Raw genomic sequence first — 22,521 nt, forward strand, 5'->3', positions numbered from 1 at the left:
ATATATTTTCTCGGATCTAATTCTAAATTATTCTTTATTCAGACACGAGCGTGACGCTCACGCGTCAGCAGGGGATTAATTACTCTACTTATATATAGAAGAGGATCTGGGAATGGGCTTGCTTTTGTCCACATAAATATAATTTACAGATCCTTTTGCTCCTTTATCACCCATTTCGTAGGCTTTTAGTAGACTATAAGTGGCATACTTACTATGATAGGCTAAAGAATCATTTAAAGAGAAATCTAAAATTGTTGCGATATCTAAATATGCTCTTTTATAATTGTTTTTTTCAGCCATAAGTACTGCATAATATAAAAACTCTTTCGAATTTCCATTTATCAAATATTCTTTGTAATATTTTTTATATACTATAGTATCTCCCTTCAATATTGCGTTTTCTAAATTCGTTTTTAAACTCTGATCATTAATATCAAATTTCTTAATATTTGAAATTGGAAGTGTTTTCTTGTTATCCTTGGCTTCCTTATTACTTTCTGTTTTGACACAGTTAAACAGTAGAAACATTATAGGAATGAATAATAAATTTTTCATGTTATTTAATTTAAAATATTATTTTATTACTTAATTATTTAAAGTCTGGATATTTTTGAAGAAACTGCTTATATTGATAACCCACTAGATATTTCCCATTTTGATAAAAAACAATAATTCCCTTACCATCTCCTCTATTTTGGCCAGCATTAATATTTTTGATTCCTTGTACATTTAAATCATATGTTACAAAACCATTAAAAGCGATAACTATAAGATTAGGATGAGCCTTAGAGATCTGTTTGCCAATAGCTTCGTTTTGAATTGAACTTATCCCCACGCTGGCGCGAGCGTCACGCTCGTTGCCCACTCTCATATTACAAATTTAAATCTATTTCCAAAATCTCCTGATCATCATTATAGTAATTTCTTACACTACTATATTCCATTCATAAGATTCTGTTATAAAACCTCTTCAGACTCACTTAACTTTTAAAGATCATAAAAAAAGATCCAAGAAAATGTATTTTCTCGGATCAATTTATAAATGTTGATATTCTATTTGCTTTTATCATAGAATGCAATAGCATGGGTAAATAAATGTAAATCAAAATGTTATCCCATTAAGTTAATAGCATTGAGCTCGCGACAACAAGGTAATGTTTATAGTATCTATTATCTTACAATTATTGAAATCTTTATAAATGTTTTTCTAACTTTTCACAAAAAGTATTTTCAATTTCACTCAGCCTTTCTTTTGATATAATTTTCATTAAAAAGCCTTTTTCTTGTAAATTATCAATAAAATCTTTTCCTAAATTAAACGAAAAATCTTTTTCTAAATAATATATTAAATATGATGGCCAAATCCACTCTCCATCACTATAGTAAATTTGTGGCGCAATAAACCTATTATTTTCTACATCAATAAAAACACCCATCCAGCTTAGGATAAGAATCTTAGCTCCATTAGTATATCTATCATTGTATACTCCTTCTATTCCTCTTCCACCTTCAAAAGATGCATAAATATTATTACATATTAGCTCCAAAGTTTGCCCATCCAATTTTCACAGCTGTACTACCAGATCCTGAACATCAATTTAACGAAGGTAAAAGATGCTTGTTATTTACGCTTTTTGTTACATGAACGGGTACGTAGAAGTTCCATAGTACTTCCTCGTGTTCTATACTATTGTTTCTTGGAGAAATTTGATCTCAATGACAAAACACTTGTTGTGGTAAATGAAAATGAGCCAGTGTGGGGTATAGATGTCTCAAAACTCTCATTATGTTCTTCATATTTCTGTGTTTAAAAGAGAAACTAAAAAACAAAACATTCAATTATAAAAAATGACTATCTGATATTGTTGTTGATTCTTATAAATTATTTCAAGTAATTAAAAAAACAGGAAGGAAAATGCTCCCTCCTGATTATAAATAACGTAAAGTGTAAAATTACAAGTAGAGTATTTACTGGAATATTTCTTAATATTTCATTTGTAATTACTTTCCTTAATGAAAGTGGATTTATATTTCCGTTAAGATCCTATCTCGATACATATCAAACAATTTAACTTCTTTTTCTTCTTCATCTAATAACTTTTCATAAAATTCATCTCCTTTTGTAGTCCATTCTTTAAAGCTAATAATTTCACCATTTCCCATTTCTAAGTCTTGAGGATCTCTCACTTCATTCAATGAGGTAGTCCAATATTTAGAAATATTATGATCAATTATCTGAAATAAATTACTTGGAAAAGCAAGTGGATAACTGTCCGATTCGTCTCCTATTATATAATAGAAAATGGTATCAAAGTATTTTGAAATAGCAAGTACAGCATAGGCTTTCCCTATAGTTATTTCCATTTCTGAATTATTTGCCCATTCAATTATAGCATTTGAGCTATTTTCAATCGAAATGGTGGCACTAATACATTTTACTTTCATTTTTATTTAAATTTAAAATCAGTTAACATTCCAGTTTTTGGATCTCGTAAATAGTGAACGACAGACTTCCCTCCTTTTTTACCAACACTATGATGCCACTTTTCCCAGCCCTGATATCTTGGGTCTCCTAATTTTAAATTAAGATTTCTACCCATTCCTTGTTGTGCTTCATTTAGAGCTTGAACATCTTGCTCACTTCTAGCCACTCTTCTAAAAATATTTTTATTTGATCCATATTGCTGATTTTTTGCTAAAGAGGCGGCTTCATTCAAACTACCACTAATATTTTTCAAAGGACCAGCATTACTTAAAGCTCCTTTTTCGGCTGCTAAAATCCTTAAAGCATACCCCCCACTCTGGTGCCAGTGTAACGCTCGTTGCCTATTTCATATATTGCAAATTTAAATCTATTTCCAAAATCTCCTGATCATCATTATAGTAATTTCTTGCACTACTATATTTCCATTCATAAGGCTCTGTTACAAAACTACTTTCAGACTCACTTAACTTTTAAATATCATAAATAAAGATCCGAGAAAATGTATTTTCTCGGATCAATTTATACGTGTTGATATTTTACTTGCTTTTTGTCATAGAATGCGCCAGCATGGAAAATATTTCACAATTAATTATGATCTGCAAAGAACAATTTTTTAGTAATAATTTTTCCTGAAACTCTCGCAACTATATAATATGTATTGAAATCATTATATTTTTTTTCAGCCTCTTTAAAGGTTTCAAATATTTTATCACTTGGTACATTATTATAAAAATAAGCTTCAAGTTCTTTAAAATTATTCTCAGGTTTATATCCTGCTAATGATGAATCAGATACTCTATAAGACATTTGTTTATTTTCATCATATGCATAATCATTGTGAATTATAGAATATCTACTTTCATTTTTGAGCTTTATCACTGTTAAGACAGGATTGGGACGTGATAGGCTTTTTAAAATTATATTAATAATAACAAAATCTGATTTATTATCTTCAGCGACAGAATCAACTAATTTCAAACTGTTCTTTTTGAAAAAATCATATCTTTCCACAGCAGACAGACAATTTCTATTATATAGATTAATCATCATTGTATCATTTTTATTTTTTAAATACTTGTACTCTTCATCCTCTTCCAAACTTTTTAAGCAATAAGTATAAGAGTCTAATTTCTCCTTTTCAAAAAAACCATCTATATTTTTTTTGCTTTGGGCATAAGTTTTTACACCGCAACTATTTGTAAGTAGAACGATAAAGCAAAAATAAACGTAACAAATTTGGCTTTTGTGTATTTTCATAATAATTATATCTTTTTATTAAGGATGGATTTTTACTATTAGGTAAGAAAGATTGATATGCATCTGTTTTATCTCCCCACGCTGGCGCGAGCGTCACGCTCGTTGCCCACTCTCATATTACAAATTTAAATCTATTTCCAAAATCTCCTGATCATCATTATAGTAATTTCTTGCACTACTATATTTCCATTCATAAAGCTCTGTTACAAAACCACTTTCATACTCACTTAACTTTTAAATATCATTAATAAAAATCCGAGAAAGCATACCTTCTCGGATTTATTTATAGATTGTTAATCTTTATTCGGACACGAGCGTGACGCTCGCGCCAGCATGGGGGGAATTTCTAAACCTTTTCTTTTTTGACAAGATCTTAAACTTTCTAGCAGAAGCTCTTTATACTCATTCCGAATAAATACATCTAACCTGCCCACCACAGCAAAGCTTATAAAATATAATCCTTCCGGATTATGGAATTTATAATTTCTACTCATCAATATATGTTTTAGGTAAAGATATAAAATGAAATAGTTTATTTAAATTGATTAGAATAAAATGCCACACGAAAGGATTCGTGCGGCAACGGGGCTTCGTTCATTATCCTTTAAATAAAAAAAGATTGACTAAAATCAATCTCTTTTACGGTATTATTTAATTTATCAAAATATTTTTATTCATAGTTTTTTTTGCTTGGATTTAAAAACCATCTTCCTTCTTTTTTATATAATAATACATTGCAAATTAACATCTTAGAAAAAAATGCTGGATAATAAGAATCTAACACTGCTAATAATTTTGTTTTATTAGCTTTCTTTATACAAATAAAATTTGTTTTAGGATTTTGATTATTTTCTCCTTTGTAATTAAATTTTTCATAATCATTGCACAATCCTTCAAAATCTTTAGAGTAAACCTCATCATAATTGTTATTTATTATTGAAACAACTCTTTCAGTTGTTACTAATAAATATGAGTTATTTAAATTACAATCTAGAATAGGTAATTCATTTTTATCTAATAATACAAATTTGGATTCATAGTCGTCATCCAATAATTTAGTATTTATATTGTCATTAAAAGTAAGCCAATCGTTTGGTTCTTTATCTACACATTTAAGACTGATCTCAAGTGCTTTATCTTTAAATTCTTTTGTATTCATAAATATTAATGTAAAACTTTTTCCCAAAAAACAGTATCCCCTTCTCTGCTAAAGAAATAGCCATACTCTCTAGCCCACAAAGGATTATGCTTGAGGTTTTGATTCATTACCATATTGAATTGTATTCTAACCTCACTCATTCCATATTTTTTCGCCATAGTTTCAGCTCCTTCTGTTAATGCTTTAAATACTGCATTTTTAGGAGCATTATTAGCTCTTACAATACCATTAACTTGTACTTCCATTATATCACCAGCTAACCAACCCATGTTTACACTACCATCAAAAACTTGTGCATATTTTCCAACATAGCTTAAAAGTTCATTAGTTAGTTTACAATCATTATGCACCAAATCCCTTTCTTAGAAACATAATAGTTATGATTGTCTTCTATTTCAATTTTAAATAAGAGAGTTATTCAAAATGAAATAACTCTCTCTTAATTATTTATAAAGTCCAGAAATTATATTTTCTTCTGTTTTTATAGATTGGAGCTTATCTATTATATCACTTTTTGTAATATTCTTTAATAATAAAAACCTATTTAAAACAAAAGCAATCTCGCTAGGATAATAATCAAAATATATATCTTGGGATCTTTTATTTGTAGTTTCAATTAGAAAATCCATTGTTGAATATGTCCAGTAATATTTATTATTACTCTCTTTTGCAATAGCTTCAATCATTATAATATCTAAATCCACTTTATCAATTTGAAAATTTGTAAAGAATTGAAAATTATCATTTTCTGTAAATAAAAACTTATTTTTCAGTTTAAAGAAAAACATTCCATGTTCATTAATTTCTGTTGGACTGTAAAAATTAATATTTTCATTTTCATAATTATAACAATGTCCTTTTTCCTCATATATTAATAGATCACATACAAATTTTTCCTTGTATTTATATCCTCTTATTATAGAGTTTCCTTCTAAAAAGCTTGTGAATTCATAGGGCTGAAAGCCAAAAAGTTCTTTGTTTTTATTTATTTTCATGTTATAATTTATTATCGACCTAAATATGGATGTAAGCTCCTAATAGCGGTGCCTGACTCATTCATCCAAATTCTTACTTGATTTGTTGTTCCCGATTGATTAATTGCTCTTCCGAAATCTAATATTACTTCTTTGGCTCCTTGTGCAGAAGTTCCAATAGTTTCTTCACCTTTACCAATACGTAGAGCAAACTTCTTGTAATATATCTTTGTAAGATAATAAGAAAAGAGTAGCTTTCGACTACTCTTTTTTTTCATTTATGATTCTATTAATGGGATATCATCGTAATTATCAACTTTGAGATTAAGAATATATTCTATAATTTTATCAATATCCCTTTGGGGACATATTTTTTCTTCGTTCCATGCTGGTTCTTCTGGATAAAAAGAAAATCGACAAGACCCATCATTATTAAAAATAATTAAACAGTTGTATTTTACTTTTTTTTCTTTTACAACTAAGTCTCCTAAATCACAACGAATACTTAAATTTTCTTCTGAATAATTTGGATAGCTTCCTGTAAGTACAAATGAAAGAGATTTATAATCTATCCCTGATTCATTTGATTTAAATAAAAAATAATGATACAATGTATATCTGATATCTGATGTAACTAATGATAGATAATTCATATAATCAATAGCAGAAGGAATATCGGTGAAAAATTTTAATGTACTATTTTTATCCAAGTATTTTAAACCTTTAGTCACAAAATGTTCTTCAGGATCATAAAATACTGAAATTTCATTATTTGTCGCAACAACAATTACATTATAATAATATACTGTTATACTGTCATCAGTTTGAAAATACTTAATATATTTAATATAATTAGGTATACTAAACAATGCATATTTAAGCTTTTCTATCATTTATTTAACTTTACTTAATACAACTTTACCATTTCTAATTATTTGAAAACCGCCATCAAGAAATACTTCGGTATAATTTCTAACACCCGATTTTCCATCTTGCCAAATAATTTTAGATCCATTAAGACCTCGCTCAATATTCTTCCCGTTTTCTCCTACTAACTTAAGGACAACATTATCTGTACTAGTTTTATCTAACATTTTAAATACATTTTCTAAGTGATTAATAGTTGCTTCTTGCGAGGTAAGAGATTTAGTTTCAATATTTGCAGCATATTCCATAAACCTTGCAAGTCTTTCTGTCCAACATGTATTATGCACCAAAATCCCTTTCTCAGAAACATAATAATTATGGTTGTCTTCTACTTCAAAGTTATAGACTTTTACTTTACTGTCCAAAAACTTAATAGATTCTACCGGAGAAGTCCTTCCATCTAGATTGGTCAAAAGCATTCCTTCCATAAGATTTTTGGCTTCTATCCAAATTCCATTTACATAAAATGGATGTTCTGGAGTACAGGTAATTTCGGTACCATTAACTAAAACCTTCACTAATGAAGAAGAAGTATTATGGGATAATTCTACAACTTTTTTAAGTTCTTTCTTTCCTGTTTCCTCGTTGTAACTCCATACCCGATCACCTTCTTTTATATCCTCTATTTTTTTTGTGCCATTTTCTATTGCTACTAATGTTCCTTCTGTAAAACAGATTTTTATTAATCCGTTGGTTAATCTACCTAAAGGTCCACAGAAATATCGACTTAATCCCCACGCTGGCGCGAGCGTCACGCTCGTTGCCCATTCTCATATTGCAAATTTAAATCTATTTCCAAAATCTCCTGATCACCATTATAGTAATTTCTTGCACTACTATATTTCCATCCATTAGGTTCTGTTACAAAACCACTTTCATACTCACTTAACTTTTAAATATCATAAATAAAAATCCGAGAAAGCATACCTTCTCGGATTTATTTATAGATTGTTAATCTTTATTCGGACACGAGCGTGACGCTCGCGCCAGCATGGGGTAGTTATTTTATAATTATTTTCATTAGTAATATCTGATAACTTGATTTTCTCTTGTTTATTTTTACAAGAAAAAATTGTCAATGTTGTTATAAATAAAAAAATATCTCATAAAAGTATTTGTACAAACCTAGAAATCTACTTAATTGCTATGACATCGTCTAAAATAATTTCATTAATTCCTAATTCATTTTTACCTTTATTTATTGAGTACTCTGAAAAGGAACCTATCATATTGAGGCTCTTATTATTTTGATATTTTGACAGGTCTAAAGAATATTGATAATTACCATTTAAGATTTTCTTGCATTCAAAACCTGTTGGGTAAAGTAACGGCTTTTCATTAGAAATTATACCAACATTAATTTTTGCAGAATAGCTTTGATCAGCACTTTGGGGACAATAAAAATTATATAATAAAGTTTTCTCAGTATATTGAACTGTATAAAATTTACTATTGGATATATCTATTTTATTTTTTTTATAAAAAATAATTTGATTATTTAATTCTGTAGCTTTATAATAATCTCTATAAAATTCAATATCTAAATATTTTTCTTTTGATCTCTTATCATATACATTCCACCAACCTGTCTTATATTTTTTCAAATAATTATATTTTCCTTTTATCAAAAATCTTTCATTTTCGCCTTCATATTGGACAATCGAATCATTAATTTTTTGTTTTTTACTTATGTTATAATTGTTTAAACTAAATAAACTTTTTATATCATCTTTTATACCTAAAGGCTTTTTATGATCTTTACATTCTACTATTAAAATAGCTAGTATAATTAAAGTAATTATTTTATTTCTCATCTTCTTTTATTTATTCTGTACTTACTGGGCACTCTACTATTAAAATTTCTAATATCTCTATTGTAAGAACTATCTAATACTGGTTTATAAGCCCTATCAAGATCACCGTAATTATCCCCATAGAATATGGTTGTATCTTTTTGACGCGTAAACCCCGTATATTTTATAGAATCTAAAGACGTCACCTTAACATCCATTGAATTTTGATTATAGTTTAAACCATATGAAAGTGAACTCAGGGATGCCATATCAATTCCTAATTGAAAACGATCAGGTCTAACATTTACTAATTTAAATGCTCTTCCATATCCGTTCAATATATATTCAAACATATTATTAGCTTCAATTTCATCTCTTGGTCTTAGCTTATTAAGAGTCTCTTTATCAGGATCATTCGTTCCTCCTGAAAAACTAAAAAATTTTTCGTTAGTAGTTCCAATAAGACCTCCTAAAGAATTTGCAATATAAGAAGTAAAATTTTGTATTGCACCATAAGCACCATCATCCCCATTCCACTTACTCATATAAGCGTTAAAAGTATCTTGAAAAGCTTGGCCCCACTTAAAATGCTCTCCTATAAGATTTATTGCGGGTATATTGATATATGCTTCACCAGAACTATTGGTTCCGCCACCGCCACCGCCCTGAGGATCAAGGGAAGTATTGAGACTTAGATAACTTCCATCATACCCTAGTTTGATATTGCTTTCACTTTCCAAACCATCTCCTGTATTGTACCATGTAGTTGCACCTAGACTCCACATTCTATCTATTAAAGCCTGCTCCAGCATTCCATTTGGATCTGTAAACATGATGGGGTTATTAAAGCCATAACGGTATGGTGTAAGGCTGGGATTTTGTTCAGCCATTGGATCAGAGGCAGTCCATCTTCCAATATCTGCCATATATATTCTTGCTCCAAAATCATAAGCCCCAAATTCCTGTAGTTCTTTGCTTCCAAATTTGTAACTTTTATAGGCACTAGGAGAGAAAAAAGAATTTCCGGTCTTTAAATGGTTCATCCCAAATGGATAGTAGTCGTTGGAATCCGTAATTTCAAGACCTCCTGCGCTGTTTCTTGCGAAACTTAACCTCACATTTCCGAGATGATCAAAATACTGGTAAATATACTGATCTTTTATATAATCATAAAATCCCTCAGATGTTGGGAAAAATAGCAGATCATCTGTTTTTAAACTTGCCGCGCTCGATGTTTTCTCTTCATCTATTGAAAAGGCCTCCGGTTGCATAGCTCTTTTTGACATCATCAACGAAGAAAGCATTTCCGGATCTCCGCCTCCGCCTGTATTAGGACTTTCAACCTTTGAATATTGAAAACCATCCAGATAATCAATAGTGGTTTTTACGGTTGTAAAACCTGTAAAATTTGTAATAGTCGTGATATTTTCTTTTCTCAGCTTTGTTCCATCCGCACTGTATTTTGTATTAATACTAATGTCCTCAATGCCATTTCTATTTAAATGGACAGAATTAGAGAGATTAAGATAATTGTACTTAATCACATCTATACCTTTATCTGGCATATCGATCATATTACCATTGAGATCATAACTAATGATATTTCCACCACCCTGATATCCGGTTGGATTATTGGATAAATCTTTGATATTGGTTACTTTATTATCTCCTCCCGAGTAGATATATTCTAATTTATCTATTACTGTTGCAGGGTTTCCGCTTTGAATGACAGATGTCCGGTACAATTTTGAGATGTTGCCATTTAAATCATAATCCAATGATTCTGTATTTTCCTTACTGTAGGCGTTATTTGGATTTTGATAATAACCTGCTGAAAGCCTGTTCAGTTTATCATAAGCATACCCATATCTTTTTGGTGTCATGGATGGATTTACTCCGATAGTTTCTACCGTTCTCCAATCTACTTCTGCAATATTCCCATTGTAGTTTGCCTTTACGTTCTTATTTGGAAATAGTACCGTATCAGGATTTTCAATACCTTGTTTCTGGTTGTATTTGATTTTGTACGAAAACAATTTTCCTCCCAAATTGGCAACTCCCATTTGGTCTTTATTAATATCAGTCAGCCAACCTCTGATATTGTAGGCATAATCTATACTTTGAAGATTGTTTCCCACTTTTTTATTTTTTACCTGGGAAAGTTCATTGTATGTATTCTCAGTTAAGAGCTCCTCTGCCTTGTCATCTACCTGATGAAAATGCTGAATTAATCTATTTTGAGGGTCATATACAAAACGTTCTTTTACCGTTACTCCAGATTCGCCTGTTTTTCTTAAATGGTAAGTATTGGTTTTTTGTGGAACTCCCGCAAAATCCAATAGAGTTTCTGTTTTAGTATAGCCCCCTAAATGATTGATAGAATGACTTCCAATGGGTCTTGCTTTTGTATCATACCAAACAAAACTCTTCGTCCAGTTGTCATCCTCAATATTCTTTATATAAGAAGCTGTTGGTAGTGATTTTGTACTAATTGAAGAATTTTGTGCATCCTGTGATAATACATCCTGACCCAAAATTGGGGAGGAAATAGCTGGTGTGCCAAGAGGATAGGTATCATAATAACTAACGCTTAATAGGGTCATACCAGTTGTAGGAAAAGCACTTTTGGTGTAATATACATCCATTCCGCTTAATGTAAACGGAGTCGTACTTCTGTCTTCATTATTTACCAAATTGGTAGACAAAGTATTGATTTGTGTTTGGAGGGTTGATCTTGTTGATGTACTACCAAAGAATCCTGTATAAACCACCCTTCCGAATTTATCATATTTGATAAACATCCAACCTTTTTTATTAAAGCTGTTATTGACAGTTCCTAATATGACATCCTGTGTTAAAACCAATCTATCCTGCTTATCATAAACCATATACTCCCAACCTTTACCCGGTATTTTCTTTTCAACCAGCCTTCCCAAATCGTCATAACGGTACTGATAGCAAAGATTGTTTAAAGCAGATGGTGAGATGGTCGTAGAGACTGACGCTAATGGTGGGATTACATAGGCTAGTTGATTGTACTCATTATAAACATAATATGTATCTACATCTTTTGTTCCATCATTTTTTCTTATAAGTACAGTTTGTCCCTTTCCGTTTTTATATTCTATGGTAGTATTTTCATCTTCATCGCTCACAGAAGTTTTTATAAGGTTATTCACTGAATAATAGCCCGAAAAATCCAAACGAGACTCCGTCCTGTTTTCCACCCATGTTGTGAAAATAGTGTACTTTTTCACTTCATTGGTTAAAGTATTGGTATTATAACTGTAGTTTACAGGTTTATTTGACCATGCATTTCCAGTACCAAAGCTTTGCTTAACCCTATCTAGTGGAGCATTTTCAATAATCTGCTCAGAATAAATTTTCTCTGCCCCATAAATATCAGGATTTACTGCATTATTAAGAGGATTGTCATAGATGGCCCCATTTTGTGTTCCCGTTTGAGGAACTGGTAAATAAGACTTTGTAGGTCTTCCATACTGATCATAATCTATATGTGTAACCACATCTTTCTGGGAAGGAGAAGCCTTAATAGCAACAATTTGTTTAGATCTTCCCATTCCATCAAAATACTGAACGCTTTCTGCTTTTTTGGTGCAGTCTGCATCTAAGCAGTCTTTAGTATATATATAATTTTTTGTAGTAGAGGGCGCTATACTTTGTGCAGTCAATTGGACTGAAACTAGTAGTAATCCTCCGATAAATATTATTTTCTTCATGATTTTTCTTAGTAATTAATAATCTAAAAAGGATCTATCGGTAGTGTAACATCGAAATTGACAATTGTTCCATTTGGAATAGATGAGGAACCTGTTGTAAGCTGAGCTACAATATTCCCATTTTGATAAATCGTAATTTTCCACGCACCATAATTCACAACCCTTCCCTTGAAAGTACTATCACTACTTGTTATGCAATTTCCGTTTATTTTCCCTACAGACTGTCCAACACCCCATGAAAGACTACTATTAAAAGGAAAGCTCATTTGAAGTCTGAAGTTGGATGTATTAGGCATTGTAAGTGATGCGCTGTTTAATGTTGCAATATCATATCCTTTGACAACCGTACAAGCCATTGGTACACATCCTGCATTTTGATTAGTTACACTTTGTCCATTTGTAAGAACGTCATTGTAAGCCATCTGATTGGCATCAACCTTACTGGTGTATGAGAAATACTTATTCGCTGGAACAGTGTACATATATTTTTGAGGGAAAAATCCGGCAACACAATTATTTCTCCTGTATTCCTGAGCCATTTCATCATTGGCAAAAAGTGGCGGAGAATAATGATAGTCGTAAGTATTCAAAGTTTTTCCTTCTTTATCCAGAATTTTTGATAACCTATGAGATGAATCATAAACATAAGCTTCTCGTGCTCCAGATGAACTCGTTTTAGAAGTAATTCCAATCAAGGGATCATAGGTATAAGTAGTGATTTGATAGCTTTTTAAAGCAATATCTTTCCTCACATTGTCCAATGCTAGAAGTAGCGCATTCTCGTTGGCAGGATTATCAGCATCTGCATTTGATGCAGTGATAGCGGCTTTAACTGAAGTAAGATTGGAAACCGATGCATATGTAGCGCCAACAATTTCGGCAATTGGCTGTGTTTGATAATAACCCCATATAGTAGCGGTTGGAATTTTATTTTCCGCTAAAAGTTCTCTTAAGTTTCCCTTATCATCATAATTATTAAAAGCAATTTTCTTAAAAACACTCTGGTTTGGAACATTATACATTAATGTTGAAGTTGGATAGAGTGTAGAAGCATCATCTAATTTAGTTTCTATTCTACTGATCACTTTCCCATCATTTTTTACTTCAGTCTCCAAAACTATTCCTACCATATTGGCATTGATCAGTTTTTGAATATTCTTCTCTTTTGCATATTTGAAAGTTTTCTCAACTATTGATCCATCATACAATGTTTCTTTACTATATATCAGATTATTATATTGGTTTTCATAATTATTTTCAACTGTATTTATTACTGTTTGGGTACTACCATTAATATAGTCTTTAGCTGTTTTAGTTTCTTTTTTAATAAAAGTTTTTTGCACGGCTACTCCATCATGCTTAATATTACTGATAGGTAAAGTTTCGGCTTGGTATGAAAATCCAGTTTCTTGTAAAAGATTGTTATTTATCCCATACACCTCTTTCTGTTTTAACAGCCCCATTCTTCTTAAATAGCTTCCAAAGTCTATATATGTATAGTTTAGCCCTGCTAAATTGAATAATTCTTCTGCATCATAAAAAGTATATTTAGTATAACTATTATCTAACATATTAATAGCTTTGACATTAGCGTATCCTATTGTTTTATCAGGTTTTACGTTTTGATCTAAAAGTGTTGGATCTCCCATTAAGTCTTCTTCAATCGTTTCTCCACTAGAAGTTAAAGGATCTGAAAATCTATTATATTCGTACTTCATCCACTTAGATGGTGTTGTTGAACCAGCATCATAATTTTTTACACTTTTGATTCTTAATCCGTAACCGAATATATTTTTATGTTTTCGTACTGCTTTAACCCCATAGAACTCTAACTTTCCCTGACCCCTTCTTGCCCCAGTAAATGATATTTTTGCCATCCCAGTCAAGTTACTGTAAGACTTTATATCAGTACATGCATAGCCACTTGCCGAATTTAAATATGGCTCGGAAGGGATTATGGAATTATTACTATTAATCAGATCATAATTTATTTCATCCGAAACATCTGGTTTATGTGGAGGATAAGGGTACAATGAATAATTAAAAATTGTAAAAAAACGGGTATAACCATTAGGAAGGCTAGGATTATTATTAGGGGAATTTTGATAGCTATCAAAATCCAGTGTGTAAATTTTATCCACATCGTAATATTCATAACAGCTATTATATACGCAGTAGTCCTCAAAAGCACGACCTGTTATATCTATAGAATTACTTTCAAACTCATACTCAATTCTTCCTCCTGTTGGTAGACTTATGCTTTTTAATGTATTTATACTTACTGTTTTGGGATTGGTAGAATTGGGTCTCATTAAAGCTCCGTTATCTAGACTACAAGGATTGTATAGATTGGTATACCCATAGCCATCTACGCTATTCACTATATCTGGATCCAATCCAATTAATTTATTATACTCAAAAGAATGCTTTTGGATAACGTTATTATCTTTATCCAAGCTGGCAAGTTCATCCAAAAAATTTCTATCAGAAACGGTATGTAAAAAGGCGTATTGGCTGACAATTACATTGTTTTTGTCCTTTACTATCAATTTATCCATTTGATACCAATCAGTATTTCCTTTATTTTTCAACGAATGAGCGGTAGGGTTAGATACATATTTAAATTCAATACTCCCCTGGTTACTGATATTAATCTTTTTTATTTTGTACTCCTGCAAAGTTCCAATTGCTTGAGTAATTAATTCTGTAGTGATCTCATATTCAAACGATGCTACTTGTTGATTTTTATTATCCTTTATTGTAGATAATAAAAATGCAGTATTAACAAGTTTAGTATTTAATGGTGCTTCTGGAATTGATGAATCAAGTCCAACACGAATTTTACTAATATTTACTTTATCAAATAAATAGCTATTTCCATTTTCATCAGTAATAGAGAACGATAAGATTTTATTTGGTTTAGTATCATCTTTAGCAACTGTTATTTTATTTTTTGAAGGCTGTATCTGTACAGCAATTAATTTATTTGTGGTCTGATCTTTATCTATATAAAATCTTCCGCTATTTCCCAAAAAGTTATAGTAGTAAACCTCTGAAATAGCCTCTGTAGAATTATTTCTATCTTCATAGTCTTTTTCATCTTTTACCTTACTTTTAAAAATATTTCCGCCATATTGAAGACTCCATCCTCTTCCTACATCACTTATAAGTTTATATGCAGATGCTCCTTCTGTTGAATAGGATAATGACACTCCAACATTAATACTAGATGCTAACGGGAAATTAGTAAGAGGTAAATTTATGTTAGGAATACCACTATGAAAATTAGTTTCAGAATTAGTAAGGTAATCATTCTTTTGAAGTTCTATTGGTTCATTTTGGCTTTTCAAACTTCCAAAAAATAGTACCCCAACTATGGATAAAATTTTATAAATATTCTTTTTTCTCATTATTAATTTATTTCTTTATGAGTTTAGCGTTAGCCGTTTTATTAGTATCCGTTTTGATGACTACCAAATATGCTCCCTGTATTAAAGGTTGAGTATTTATTTTAGTCACTTTATTCTTAGTTTTCAAATTCTGTAATTGTCTTCCTCCCATGTCATACAGAGTAATATCAGCATCTTTAAAATCAAAACCTATTTCTACATAAGCATAATCAGAAACCGGATTTGGATAAATTTTAATATCTTGTTTCACTATTAACTGATCCAATTGTTTGTCACCTAGTTTGATAATCTTCCAGTTCTCTTTTCCTAATTCCTCTGCACTGGTTCCTGCTAGAATGATTGAACCATCTCTGTTGAGCTTAATATCAGATAACCTTTCTTCTCTCTTTCTGGATTCCCCTTCCACATGTTTCCTCCACTGTTCATTTCCATTTTGATCCAGATATAGCATCCAGAATTTCTCATCATCAGCTTCTATTCTTCCTTCGGCCTGAGTATAACCACCAAGTAAAACTCCTTTCGTTTTATCATCTGCGGAATGAATTGCGCTCATTCCCATTAAAACATCTCTGTTCTTAAAATTGTAAGATTTCTGCCACTGCTCATCACCCCTTTCATTTAAAGAGATTAACCATACATCAGTTCCTTCTTCAATCCCAACTGTTTTATTTCCTGAGCGCTCAGAACGACTTTCACCTCCAATAATATATCCGTTTGAAGTTAAAGCAAGTGTTCTTAAATGATCATCACCTTTTCCGCCAAAATTCTTTTCCCATTCTACTCTGCCCTCTTTGTTTATTTTAATAATATAATAATCACCTTCTCCAAAGTTCTCAGTCTGTTTTGATCCGCTGATACCACTTCTTGAATAAATACCCAGTAATGCTCCACCATCTTTCGTTGGTATCATTTTTTCTACCTCATCAAGCCCTTTCCCACCTAAAACAAGTTGTGAAATCTCTTTTCCGTTTTTATCAAGTTTGATGATTAAGATATCTTTTGATCCGTAACCTTTAGAATTGTTTTGAACATTACCTGCTACAAAAAATCCAAGATCTGTAGTCTGAATAACAGCTCTGGCTTCTTCATCAGAAGAAGTTCCTAAAGTTTTCTGCCATAATTCATCACCTAATTCATTGATTCTGATCAGCCAAATGTCTGATCCACCTTTGGAATCTTCTTTTTTATCCAGACCTTTTCCTGAGTACGAGGTGCCTCCCAAAAGCGATCCTCCATCCTGCGTTGTTACAGTTGAAGAAAGATAATCATGATTATTTCCTGCAAAATATTTCTCCCAAACCTGATCTCCCTGCTGGTTCAGTTTCACCAAGTGAAAATCGTATCCATTATTCTGCTTCGATGTAGCCTGAGGTCCTCGAAGGCTACCTCCCTGAATAGCACTTCCCGTAATCAGATATTGCTGATCTATGGTTGTCGTAACCTGACTAAGAAAATCCTGTGTACTGGATTTAATGTTTTTCTCCCAGACTATTTCCTGAGCTGAGCTCAGAATTGTGCACATAGTAAAAGCACCAATGTAGAGTTTTTTCATCTATTTATGTTTTTAGTTAATTGATTTTTCAAAGCCTGCAAATTTAACACTTTTTAATACTTATTAATTTTACTTTAAAAAAAATTAATATGAATTTCATCATATTTTTATATTCATTTTCAAACGGTTACGTTTTATACAGTACAAAATTAGGATAGCATAGCGACAGAATACGTCGTATTACAAGTCTTTTCAAATTGGTGGAATCATTGTTTCATAATTATCACCCTCCTTGTTCCGTTTCTTTCCGTAATTTTTTAGTTCGCTGTATCTACTTTCTTCCCGCTCCTTTCAAGAATGAGGTGTGCCGCATCCAGCATTTTAGTCAGATGGATGTAGGGGCTGACCATATTTCTTTCCGGGACATGATCATAAGTTCCCAATGAGAAATAAACCATCCCGGACATAAAATAATCAAATTCCGTGATGCTGTATTCTTTGAATGCTTTTTTAAATACCAATAGAGGGTTTTGGTATTCCTTCTCCGAAAGCAAACCGAGAAGCAATGGAGAGATATTTTCTAATTGGGTATTCACTTTCCATTTCTTTTCTTTGAGCATGATGAGATAGCCAGCACGCACAAATGACCGCATTGACTGGTAAAAATGAAAGATAACGGAAGAATCTTCTTTGATCCAACGATCCCTCTTTACCGCGTAATTCATAATGCTGTTTAACCTCTCTTTGGATACAGCCAGTTCATTGAACTTAAAATAGGTTTCCATTAGCTGTAATCCGGAGCGCTTTTTATGCTCTGCCCAAAACCGGGTTTCGAAGTCTGTTATATTCTTTTTCATGTGTTTGTATTTTTTATTTTTATAAATGTAATAAAAAAACAACAAAACAACATATATGTGTTGATGAAAAACTTTAGAAAGCCCAAAATTTACTAGATGTATAAATGGGAAGTAGAAGAATTAAAATTTCAAATTGGAAAGCTTATTCAATTACATAGGCTAAAGCGAGGACTTTCACAGTTCCAACTTGGAAATGAACTCAATCTATCAAGTAATCACGTTGGCAGAATTGAGAGAGCTGAAACTAATCCAACAATAGAAAGTCTTGTTAAATTCTGCAATTTTTTTGAAATTGATATGTTAGTTTTATTTACGAAAATATCAGACAAAGAATTAAAGAATATCGAAACTGAAATTGATTATTTACAAAAAGAGTTTAAAAATCAAAATAAGAGAAAATCCTGACGAAAGTTGGGATTTTTTTTGATGAAATTGTCAAAACTCCCAAGAATATATTTATTTGAGACCTTTAAGAAATTATGTAAAATTACCAATTCAAAATTTTAAGATGCTTTTTATTTTTGTTGTTTACGGAAAGTCGTAAAATAATATAAATTATCATTTGTAAGTTTGACTTAGTTAATGATAAAATATAATATTATGGGACTTAAACCAGGGCCAAAAAGAACAGCAACATCAACTGGAAAACCAGATCAACGTCAACGTGATAATAAGGAGACACCAGGAAATACACCTTCTTTAAAACCACCTAAGAAACAGCAGGGTAAATAAACTATATCTTATAGTATCCAGTCTGTAAAGAATAGCGCTACTTAAAAGTAAGTAGCGCTATTTTGAAAGATTGTAAACTTAAAAAAATTAGCTTTTATCCTTAAAGCTTTACTATTTATCGTTTGATTATTTTTATGGTTTTTACGAGGTTATCAGCTAAATTCACTTTAACCTGATAAACACCCGATAACAAAGCAGAAAAGTCAAGAGTTCCCTGCGTATCATTTATTGCTTTCGTAAGTACCGGTTTCCCTGCCGAATTGTAAACCGTTACCGAAAGAATCTTTTGATCGAACGAGATCGTCAGGATATCCTGTACAGGATTTGGATAGGCTTTCAGCTCATTTGCTTTTGTGGAAGCTTCCTCAACAGCAAAGCTATTTGTAAGACGGGTAACAGTTACATTGCTTACAGGACAGGCGACTGACGTGAAAATTTTACTTTGAATATCTGTCCCATCTCCTATCTGCCCCATACTATTATAGCCAGAGATTGCTAAAATTCCAACATTGTCAATAGCGAGGGTGTTGTGAGCTCCTGCTGCAATACTTTGCCAATCGGTAGAAGTTCCGATACGCATTGGTGTAGATCTATTCGTCGCTGCTCCATCACCTAATTGTCCCAAAACATTGTATCCCCATGTCCAAAGCGTTCCATCTGTTTTGATGGCGATAGTAGAACCATTAATGCCTGTACGAACACTTCGCCAATCTGCTGTGGCTCCTACTTGTGTCGGCGTATTTTTTGAAATTGTGGTCCCATCACCCAATTGCCCGTATCCATTATCTCCCCACGTCCAAAGTGTTCCATCTGTTTTGAGCCCTATCGAATGGATTCTTCCTCCATCAATAGCTGCCCAATCCGTAGCTATTCCTATTTGAATAGGAGAAGTACTTCCTGTTAACGTTCCATTACCGAGTTGCCCTTTGGAATTATCTCCCCAGGTCCAAAGCGTCCCATCTGTTTTGATGGCGAGCGTATGATTTCCTCCGGACGTTACACTTAACCAGTCTGTTGCTGTTCCTATTTGTATTGGTAAGGTTTTATTGACGGTGGTACCATCCCCTAATTGTCCATATTTATTATTACCCCAGGCCCAAAGTGTCCCATCAGATTTCAGGGCTACCATATGACTGGCTCCGGTGGCCATATGTACCCAGTCTGTTGCTGTTCCTACCTGTGTCGGCGTATTTCTGTTGATTTTAGTTCCATCACCTAGTTGTCCGTCATAATTCCACCCCCATGTCCATAGCGTTCCATCTGCTTTAATTCCTGCCGAATAAGATACTCCAGCCACTATTTTCACCCAGTCTGCGGCTGTTCCTACTTGTGTTGGTGTATTTCTGTTGGTTGTAGTTCCATCTCCCAGCGCTCCATCAGAGTTGTCTCCCCAACTCCATAATGTGCCGTCCTTTTTTAGTCCCATTGAATGATAAAGACCTAGACTTGCACTTTGCCAACAGCCTGTTCCGGTTGTAGGAAGTGTGGTAAAAGAACCTCCCGGCATCCAGACCACCTGACTGAAACCACAATCAGACGCTACCCACCAATAATAAGTTTGGTTAGGTAATAAATTCGTCAAATTGACCGTAGTAGAAGGAGTGGCTCCATTATTCCCGCCCATAACAGGATTTGTGCTGTAAAGATATACATACCCTTGATCAGGAGCCTGAGTGGCTGCTGTCCAGCCAATAGTGGCTGTTGAAGAAGTAATATTGCTTGTTGAAAATTGTGTTGGAGGAATACAAACTTCAGGACAGGCAATAGGAATAAATATATTTTTGTCATTATTCACAGTATTAGTATTAGAAGTTCCATCACCCAGCTGACCGGAATTATTTCTTCCACAAACTTTTAAAGAACCGTCAATGCCTTTTACAAGAACATGATTTTGTCCGGCATAAACCTCCAGGTTGTCTGAAGATATACCAACTTGTGTAGGAGATGTTGTATTTACTGATCCATCTGTACCATTACCCAACTGCCCATAATAATTATAGCCCCATGACCAAAGTGTTCCGTCTGCTCTCGTTGCAAATGTAAAACCATTTTCAGCAGCTACATTTAGCCAATTGGTTTCTGTTCCAATTTGAATAGGAGCCGTTTTTTTAATAGTCGTTCCATCACCCAGTTGTCCATACGTATTCGAACCCCATGTCCATAGTGTCCCATCTGCTCTTATTCCCACAGAATACCCATATGAGGCATCAATACTTTTCCAGTTCGTGTCTGATCCGATTTGTATCGGAGCTTTTTTTGAAATGGTAGTTCCATCTCCTAATTGTCCGTTAAAATTGTATCCCCATGCCCATAGCGTCCCATCTGTTCTAATTCCTAAGGCATATCTATTTCCGGCATTAATGCTTTGCCAATCGGTAGCTGCGCCGATTTGTATTGGAATCTTTTTTGAAATGACAGTTCCATCTCCAAGCTGTCCGTAATCGTTACGCCCCCACGCCCATAATGTTCCATCCGTTTTGATTCCTACCGTAAAATCATCTCCTACACTTACACTTTTCCAATTCGCAGTTGTTCCGATTTGTATTGGAATTCTTTTTGAAATGGTAGTTCCATCTCCCAGTTGTCCATATTCGTTGCGTCCCCAGGCCCACAATGTTCCATCTGTTTTAATGGCAAAAGTCTGGTTACCGCCGGCACTGATAATTTTCCAATCGGTTACCGTTCCTATTCGGGTTGGGGTATTTCTGCCATTCACATTTAGGTCAGCCAGTTGTCCGGAGAAATTAGCTCCCCAACCCCACAATGATCCGTCTGTCTTTATTCCTACCGAATGCTCAGTTCCTGCACTCAGACTTTGCCAGCATTGAGCAAAAGAATGTAAACTGATGAATACAAATAATAAAAGTATTTTTCTCATATTTTAATTTTATAGTATTTTTTCCTACTCGTATAGCTTTTCGGTTCCGCTTTGTTTTAATCGCTTCTGAATTTCATCCCATAGGTCAACTGAACACAAAAATTTTAGGAAACAAATGAATTCTTACGAAGACATGATTTTTAAATCCTCAAATAGGTTTTGATTTTGAAAGTCCTCCGTAGATTAAATAGCATCATTACTGACACAACATGAAACTTTCCAAACTTCAATACAAGAATTTCTCACCCCCAGATCGAAAGCGAAGTATCGGAATACCCTAATACTATATATTCTTTATATCTGATTTACAGGAATAATCAAATAAACCTATGTGTTCTATATAACTTATAGCGTTAAAGAAATTGTGATAACTTAGTATTGTTTTAAATGGTTAGAAACAATAAGTTTCGACGCATTCGGATGAATAGGTACAACGTAGTTTTGTTCATTTTCATGATGTAATTAGTTTTCGGGTTAGTTTTAGTTTTTTAGAGCAAACAACATAATCTGTTATAAGAACTTGATGCTGTTGATTACAAAAATATATTTTTATTACGGATCATCAAAGCTAAAAAAACAAAAAGCAACCCATACTTACCTCATCCCTCCATACTACATTTCGATATCATTTATTTCCGTATCTTGTCTATACGTTTTTACAAAAAAACATTTTAAAACTAAATACCTTATTTTATGAAAAACTTAAAAAACCTATCCCAAAAGCTCACCAAAGGAGAATTGAAGAAAATTTTTGGCGGCGATGGTCCTGAATTATCTCTTCCGATGTGTACACCAAGACAATGCGAGATTTTTTATA

Annotated in this window: 20 protein-coding genes; 2 read left to right on the plus strand and 18 right to left on the minus strand. The window is 32.6% G+C overall.

Annotated elements, in window-relative coordinates; all coding sequences use genetic code 11:
• Positions 1 to 84: 84 nt before the first annotated feature.
• From AC3WRL_RS13595 to AC3WRL_RS13675, 17 genes are all read right to left on the minus strand, one after another.
• Complete coding sequence (locus AC3WRL_RS13595; RefSeq protein WP_492330510.1) at positions 85 to 555, minus strand: hypothetical protein; 471 nt, start codon at positions 553 to 555, stop codon at positions 85 to 87.
• Positions 556 to 589: 34 nt separating this feature from the next.
• Positions 590 to 871 (minus strand): hypothetical protein, encoded by a 282-nt coding sequence (locus AC3WRL_RS13600; protein WP_492330511.1) that lies wholly within the window; start codon positions 869 to 871, stop codon positions 590 to 592.
• Between the two features lie 322 nt (positions 872 to 1,193).
• On the minus strand, positions 1,194 to 1,562 hold the full coding sequence (locus tag AC3WRL_RS13605; RefSeq protein WP_492330512.1) for a hypothetical protein: 369 nt from the start codon (positions 1,560 to 1,562) through the stop codon (positions 1,194 to 1,196).
• Between the two features lie 463 nt (positions 1,563 to 2,025).
• Complete coding sequence (locus AC3WRL_RS13610; RefSeq protein ID WP_214831589.1) at positions 2,026 to 2,445, minus strand: hypothetical protein; 420 nt, start codon at positions 2,443 to 2,445, stop codon at positions 2,026 to 2,028.
• A 2-nt stretch (positions 2,446 to 2,447) separates the two neighbouring features.
• Complete coding sequence (locus AC3WRL_RS13615; RefSeq protein WP_492330513.1) at positions 2,448 to 2,738, minus strand: hypothetical protein; 291 nt, start codon at positions 2,736 to 2,738, stop codon at positions 2,448 to 2,450.
• A 332-nt stretch (positions 2,739 to 3,070) separates the two neighbouring features.
• A complete protein-coding gene (locus AC3WRL_RS13620; RefSeq protein WP_492330514.1) occupies positions 3,071 to 3,742 on the minus strand; it encodes a hypothetical protein in 672 nt (223 codons plus the stop codon).
• 670 nt (positions 3,743 to 4,412) lie between these two features.
• A complete protein-coding gene (locus AC3WRL_RS13625; protein WP_492330515.1) occupies positions 4,413 to 4,901 on the minus strand; it encodes a hypothetical protein in 489 nt (162 codons plus the stop codon).
• Positions 4,902 to 4,906: 5 nt separating this feature from the next.
• On the minus strand, positions 4,907 to 5,251 hold the full coding sequence (locus AC3WRL_RS13630) for a hypothetical protein (protein ID WP_492330516.1): 345 nt from the start codon (positions 5,249 to 5,251) through the stop codon (positions 4,907 to 4,909).
• Between the two features lie 93 nt (positions 5,252 to 5,344).
• Complete coding sequence (locus AC3WRL_RS13635) at positions 5,345 to 5,896, minus strand: hypothetical protein (protein ID WP_492330517.1); 552 nt, start codon at positions 5,894 to 5,896, stop codon at positions 5,345 to 5,347.
• Positions 5,897 to 5,907: 11 nt separating this feature from the next.
• The gene (locus AC3WRL_RS13640) at positions 5,908 to 6,153 is read right to left on the minus strand and encodes a hypothetical protein (RefSeq protein ID WP_492330518.1); all 246 of its coding nucleotides are present in this window, start codon (positions 6,151 to 6,153) and stop codon (positions 5,908 to 5,910) included.
• Positions 6,154 to 6,768 carry a hypothetical protein gene (locus AC3WRL_RS13645; RefSeq protein ID WP_492330519.1) on the minus strand — a complete coding sequence of 205 codons (615 nt, stop codon included), beginning with the start codon at positions 6,766 to 6,768 and terminating at the stop codon, positions 6,154 to 6,156.
• Positions 6,769 to 7,557, minus strand: coding sequence for a Hint domain-containing protein (locus AC3WRL_RS13650; protein ID WP_492330520.1), 789 nt, complete (start codon positions 7,555 to 7,557; stop codon positions 6,769 to 6,771).
• Positions 7,558 to 7,935: 378 nt separating this feature from the next.
• Entirely contained in the window at positions 7,936 to 8,616 is a 681-nt protein-coding gene (locus AC3WRL_RS13655; RefSeq protein WP_492330521.1) for a hypothetical protein, read from the minus strand.
• Complete coding sequence (locus AC3WRL_RS13660; RefSeq protein WP_492330522.1) at positions 8,613 to 12,335, minus strand: DUF6443 domain-containing protein; 3,723 nt, start codon at positions 12,333 to 12,335, stop codon at positions 8,613 to 8,615. Before AC3WRL_RS13660 ends, AC3WRL_RS13655 begins: the two co-directional genes overlap by 4 nt.
• Positions 12,336 to 12,358: 23 nt before the next feature.
• Entirely contained in the window at positions 12,359 to 15,745 is a 3,387-nt protein-coding gene (locus tag AC3WRL_RS13665) for a DUF5977 domain-containing protein (RefSeq protein WP_492330523.1), read from the minus strand.
• A gap of 7 nt (positions 15,746 to 15,752) precedes the next feature.
• Positions 15,753 to 17,297, minus strand: a complete 1,545-nt coding sequence (locus tag AC3WRL_RS13670; RefSeq protein WP_492330524.1) for a T9SS type A sorting domain-containing protein — start codon at positions 17,295 to 17,297, stop codon at positions 15,753 to 15,755.
• A 257-nt stretch (positions 17,298 to 17,554) separates the two neighbouring features.
• Positions 17,555 to 18,094 (minus strand): hypothetical protein, encoded by a 540-nt coding sequence (locus AC3WRL_RS13675; RefSeq protein ID WP_492330525.1) that lies wholly within the window; start codon positions 18,092 to 18,094, stop codon positions 17,555 to 17,557.
• A 96-nt stretch (positions 18,095 to 18,190) separates the two neighbouring features.
• Here AC3WRL_RS13675 and AC3WRL_RS13680 point away from each other — a divergent pair, with 96 nt between their 5' ends.
• A complete protein-coding gene (locus AC3WRL_RS13680) occupies positions 18,191 to 18,499 on the plus strand; it encodes a helix-turn-helix domain-containing protein (RefSeq protein ID WP_214831596.1) in 309 nt (102 codons plus the stop codon).
• Between the two features lie 195 nt (positions 18,500 to 18,694).
• Positions 18,695 to 18,826 carry a hypothetical protein gene (locus AC3WRL_RS13685; RefSeq protein ID WP_261512659.1) on the plus strand — a complete coding sequence of 44 codons (132 nt, stop codon included), beginning with the start codon at positions 18,695 to 18,697 and terminating at the stop codon, positions 18,824 to 18,826.
• Between the two features lie 115 nt (positions 18,827 to 18,941).
• On the opposite strand, the gene AC3WRL_RS13690 is transcribed toward AC3WRL_RS13685, so the two are convergent.
• The gene (locus AC3WRL_RS13690; protein WP_492330526.1) at positions 18,942 to 21,704 is read right to left on the minus strand and encodes an RCC1 domain-containing protein; all 2,763 of its coding nucleotides are present in this window, start codon (positions 21,702 to 21,704) and stop codon (positions 18,942 to 18,944) included.
• Positions 21,705 to 22,521 lie beyond the last annotated feature (817 nt).

It is taken from the genome of Chryseobacterium sp. FW101-FHT12H09, from assembly GCF_058790395.1.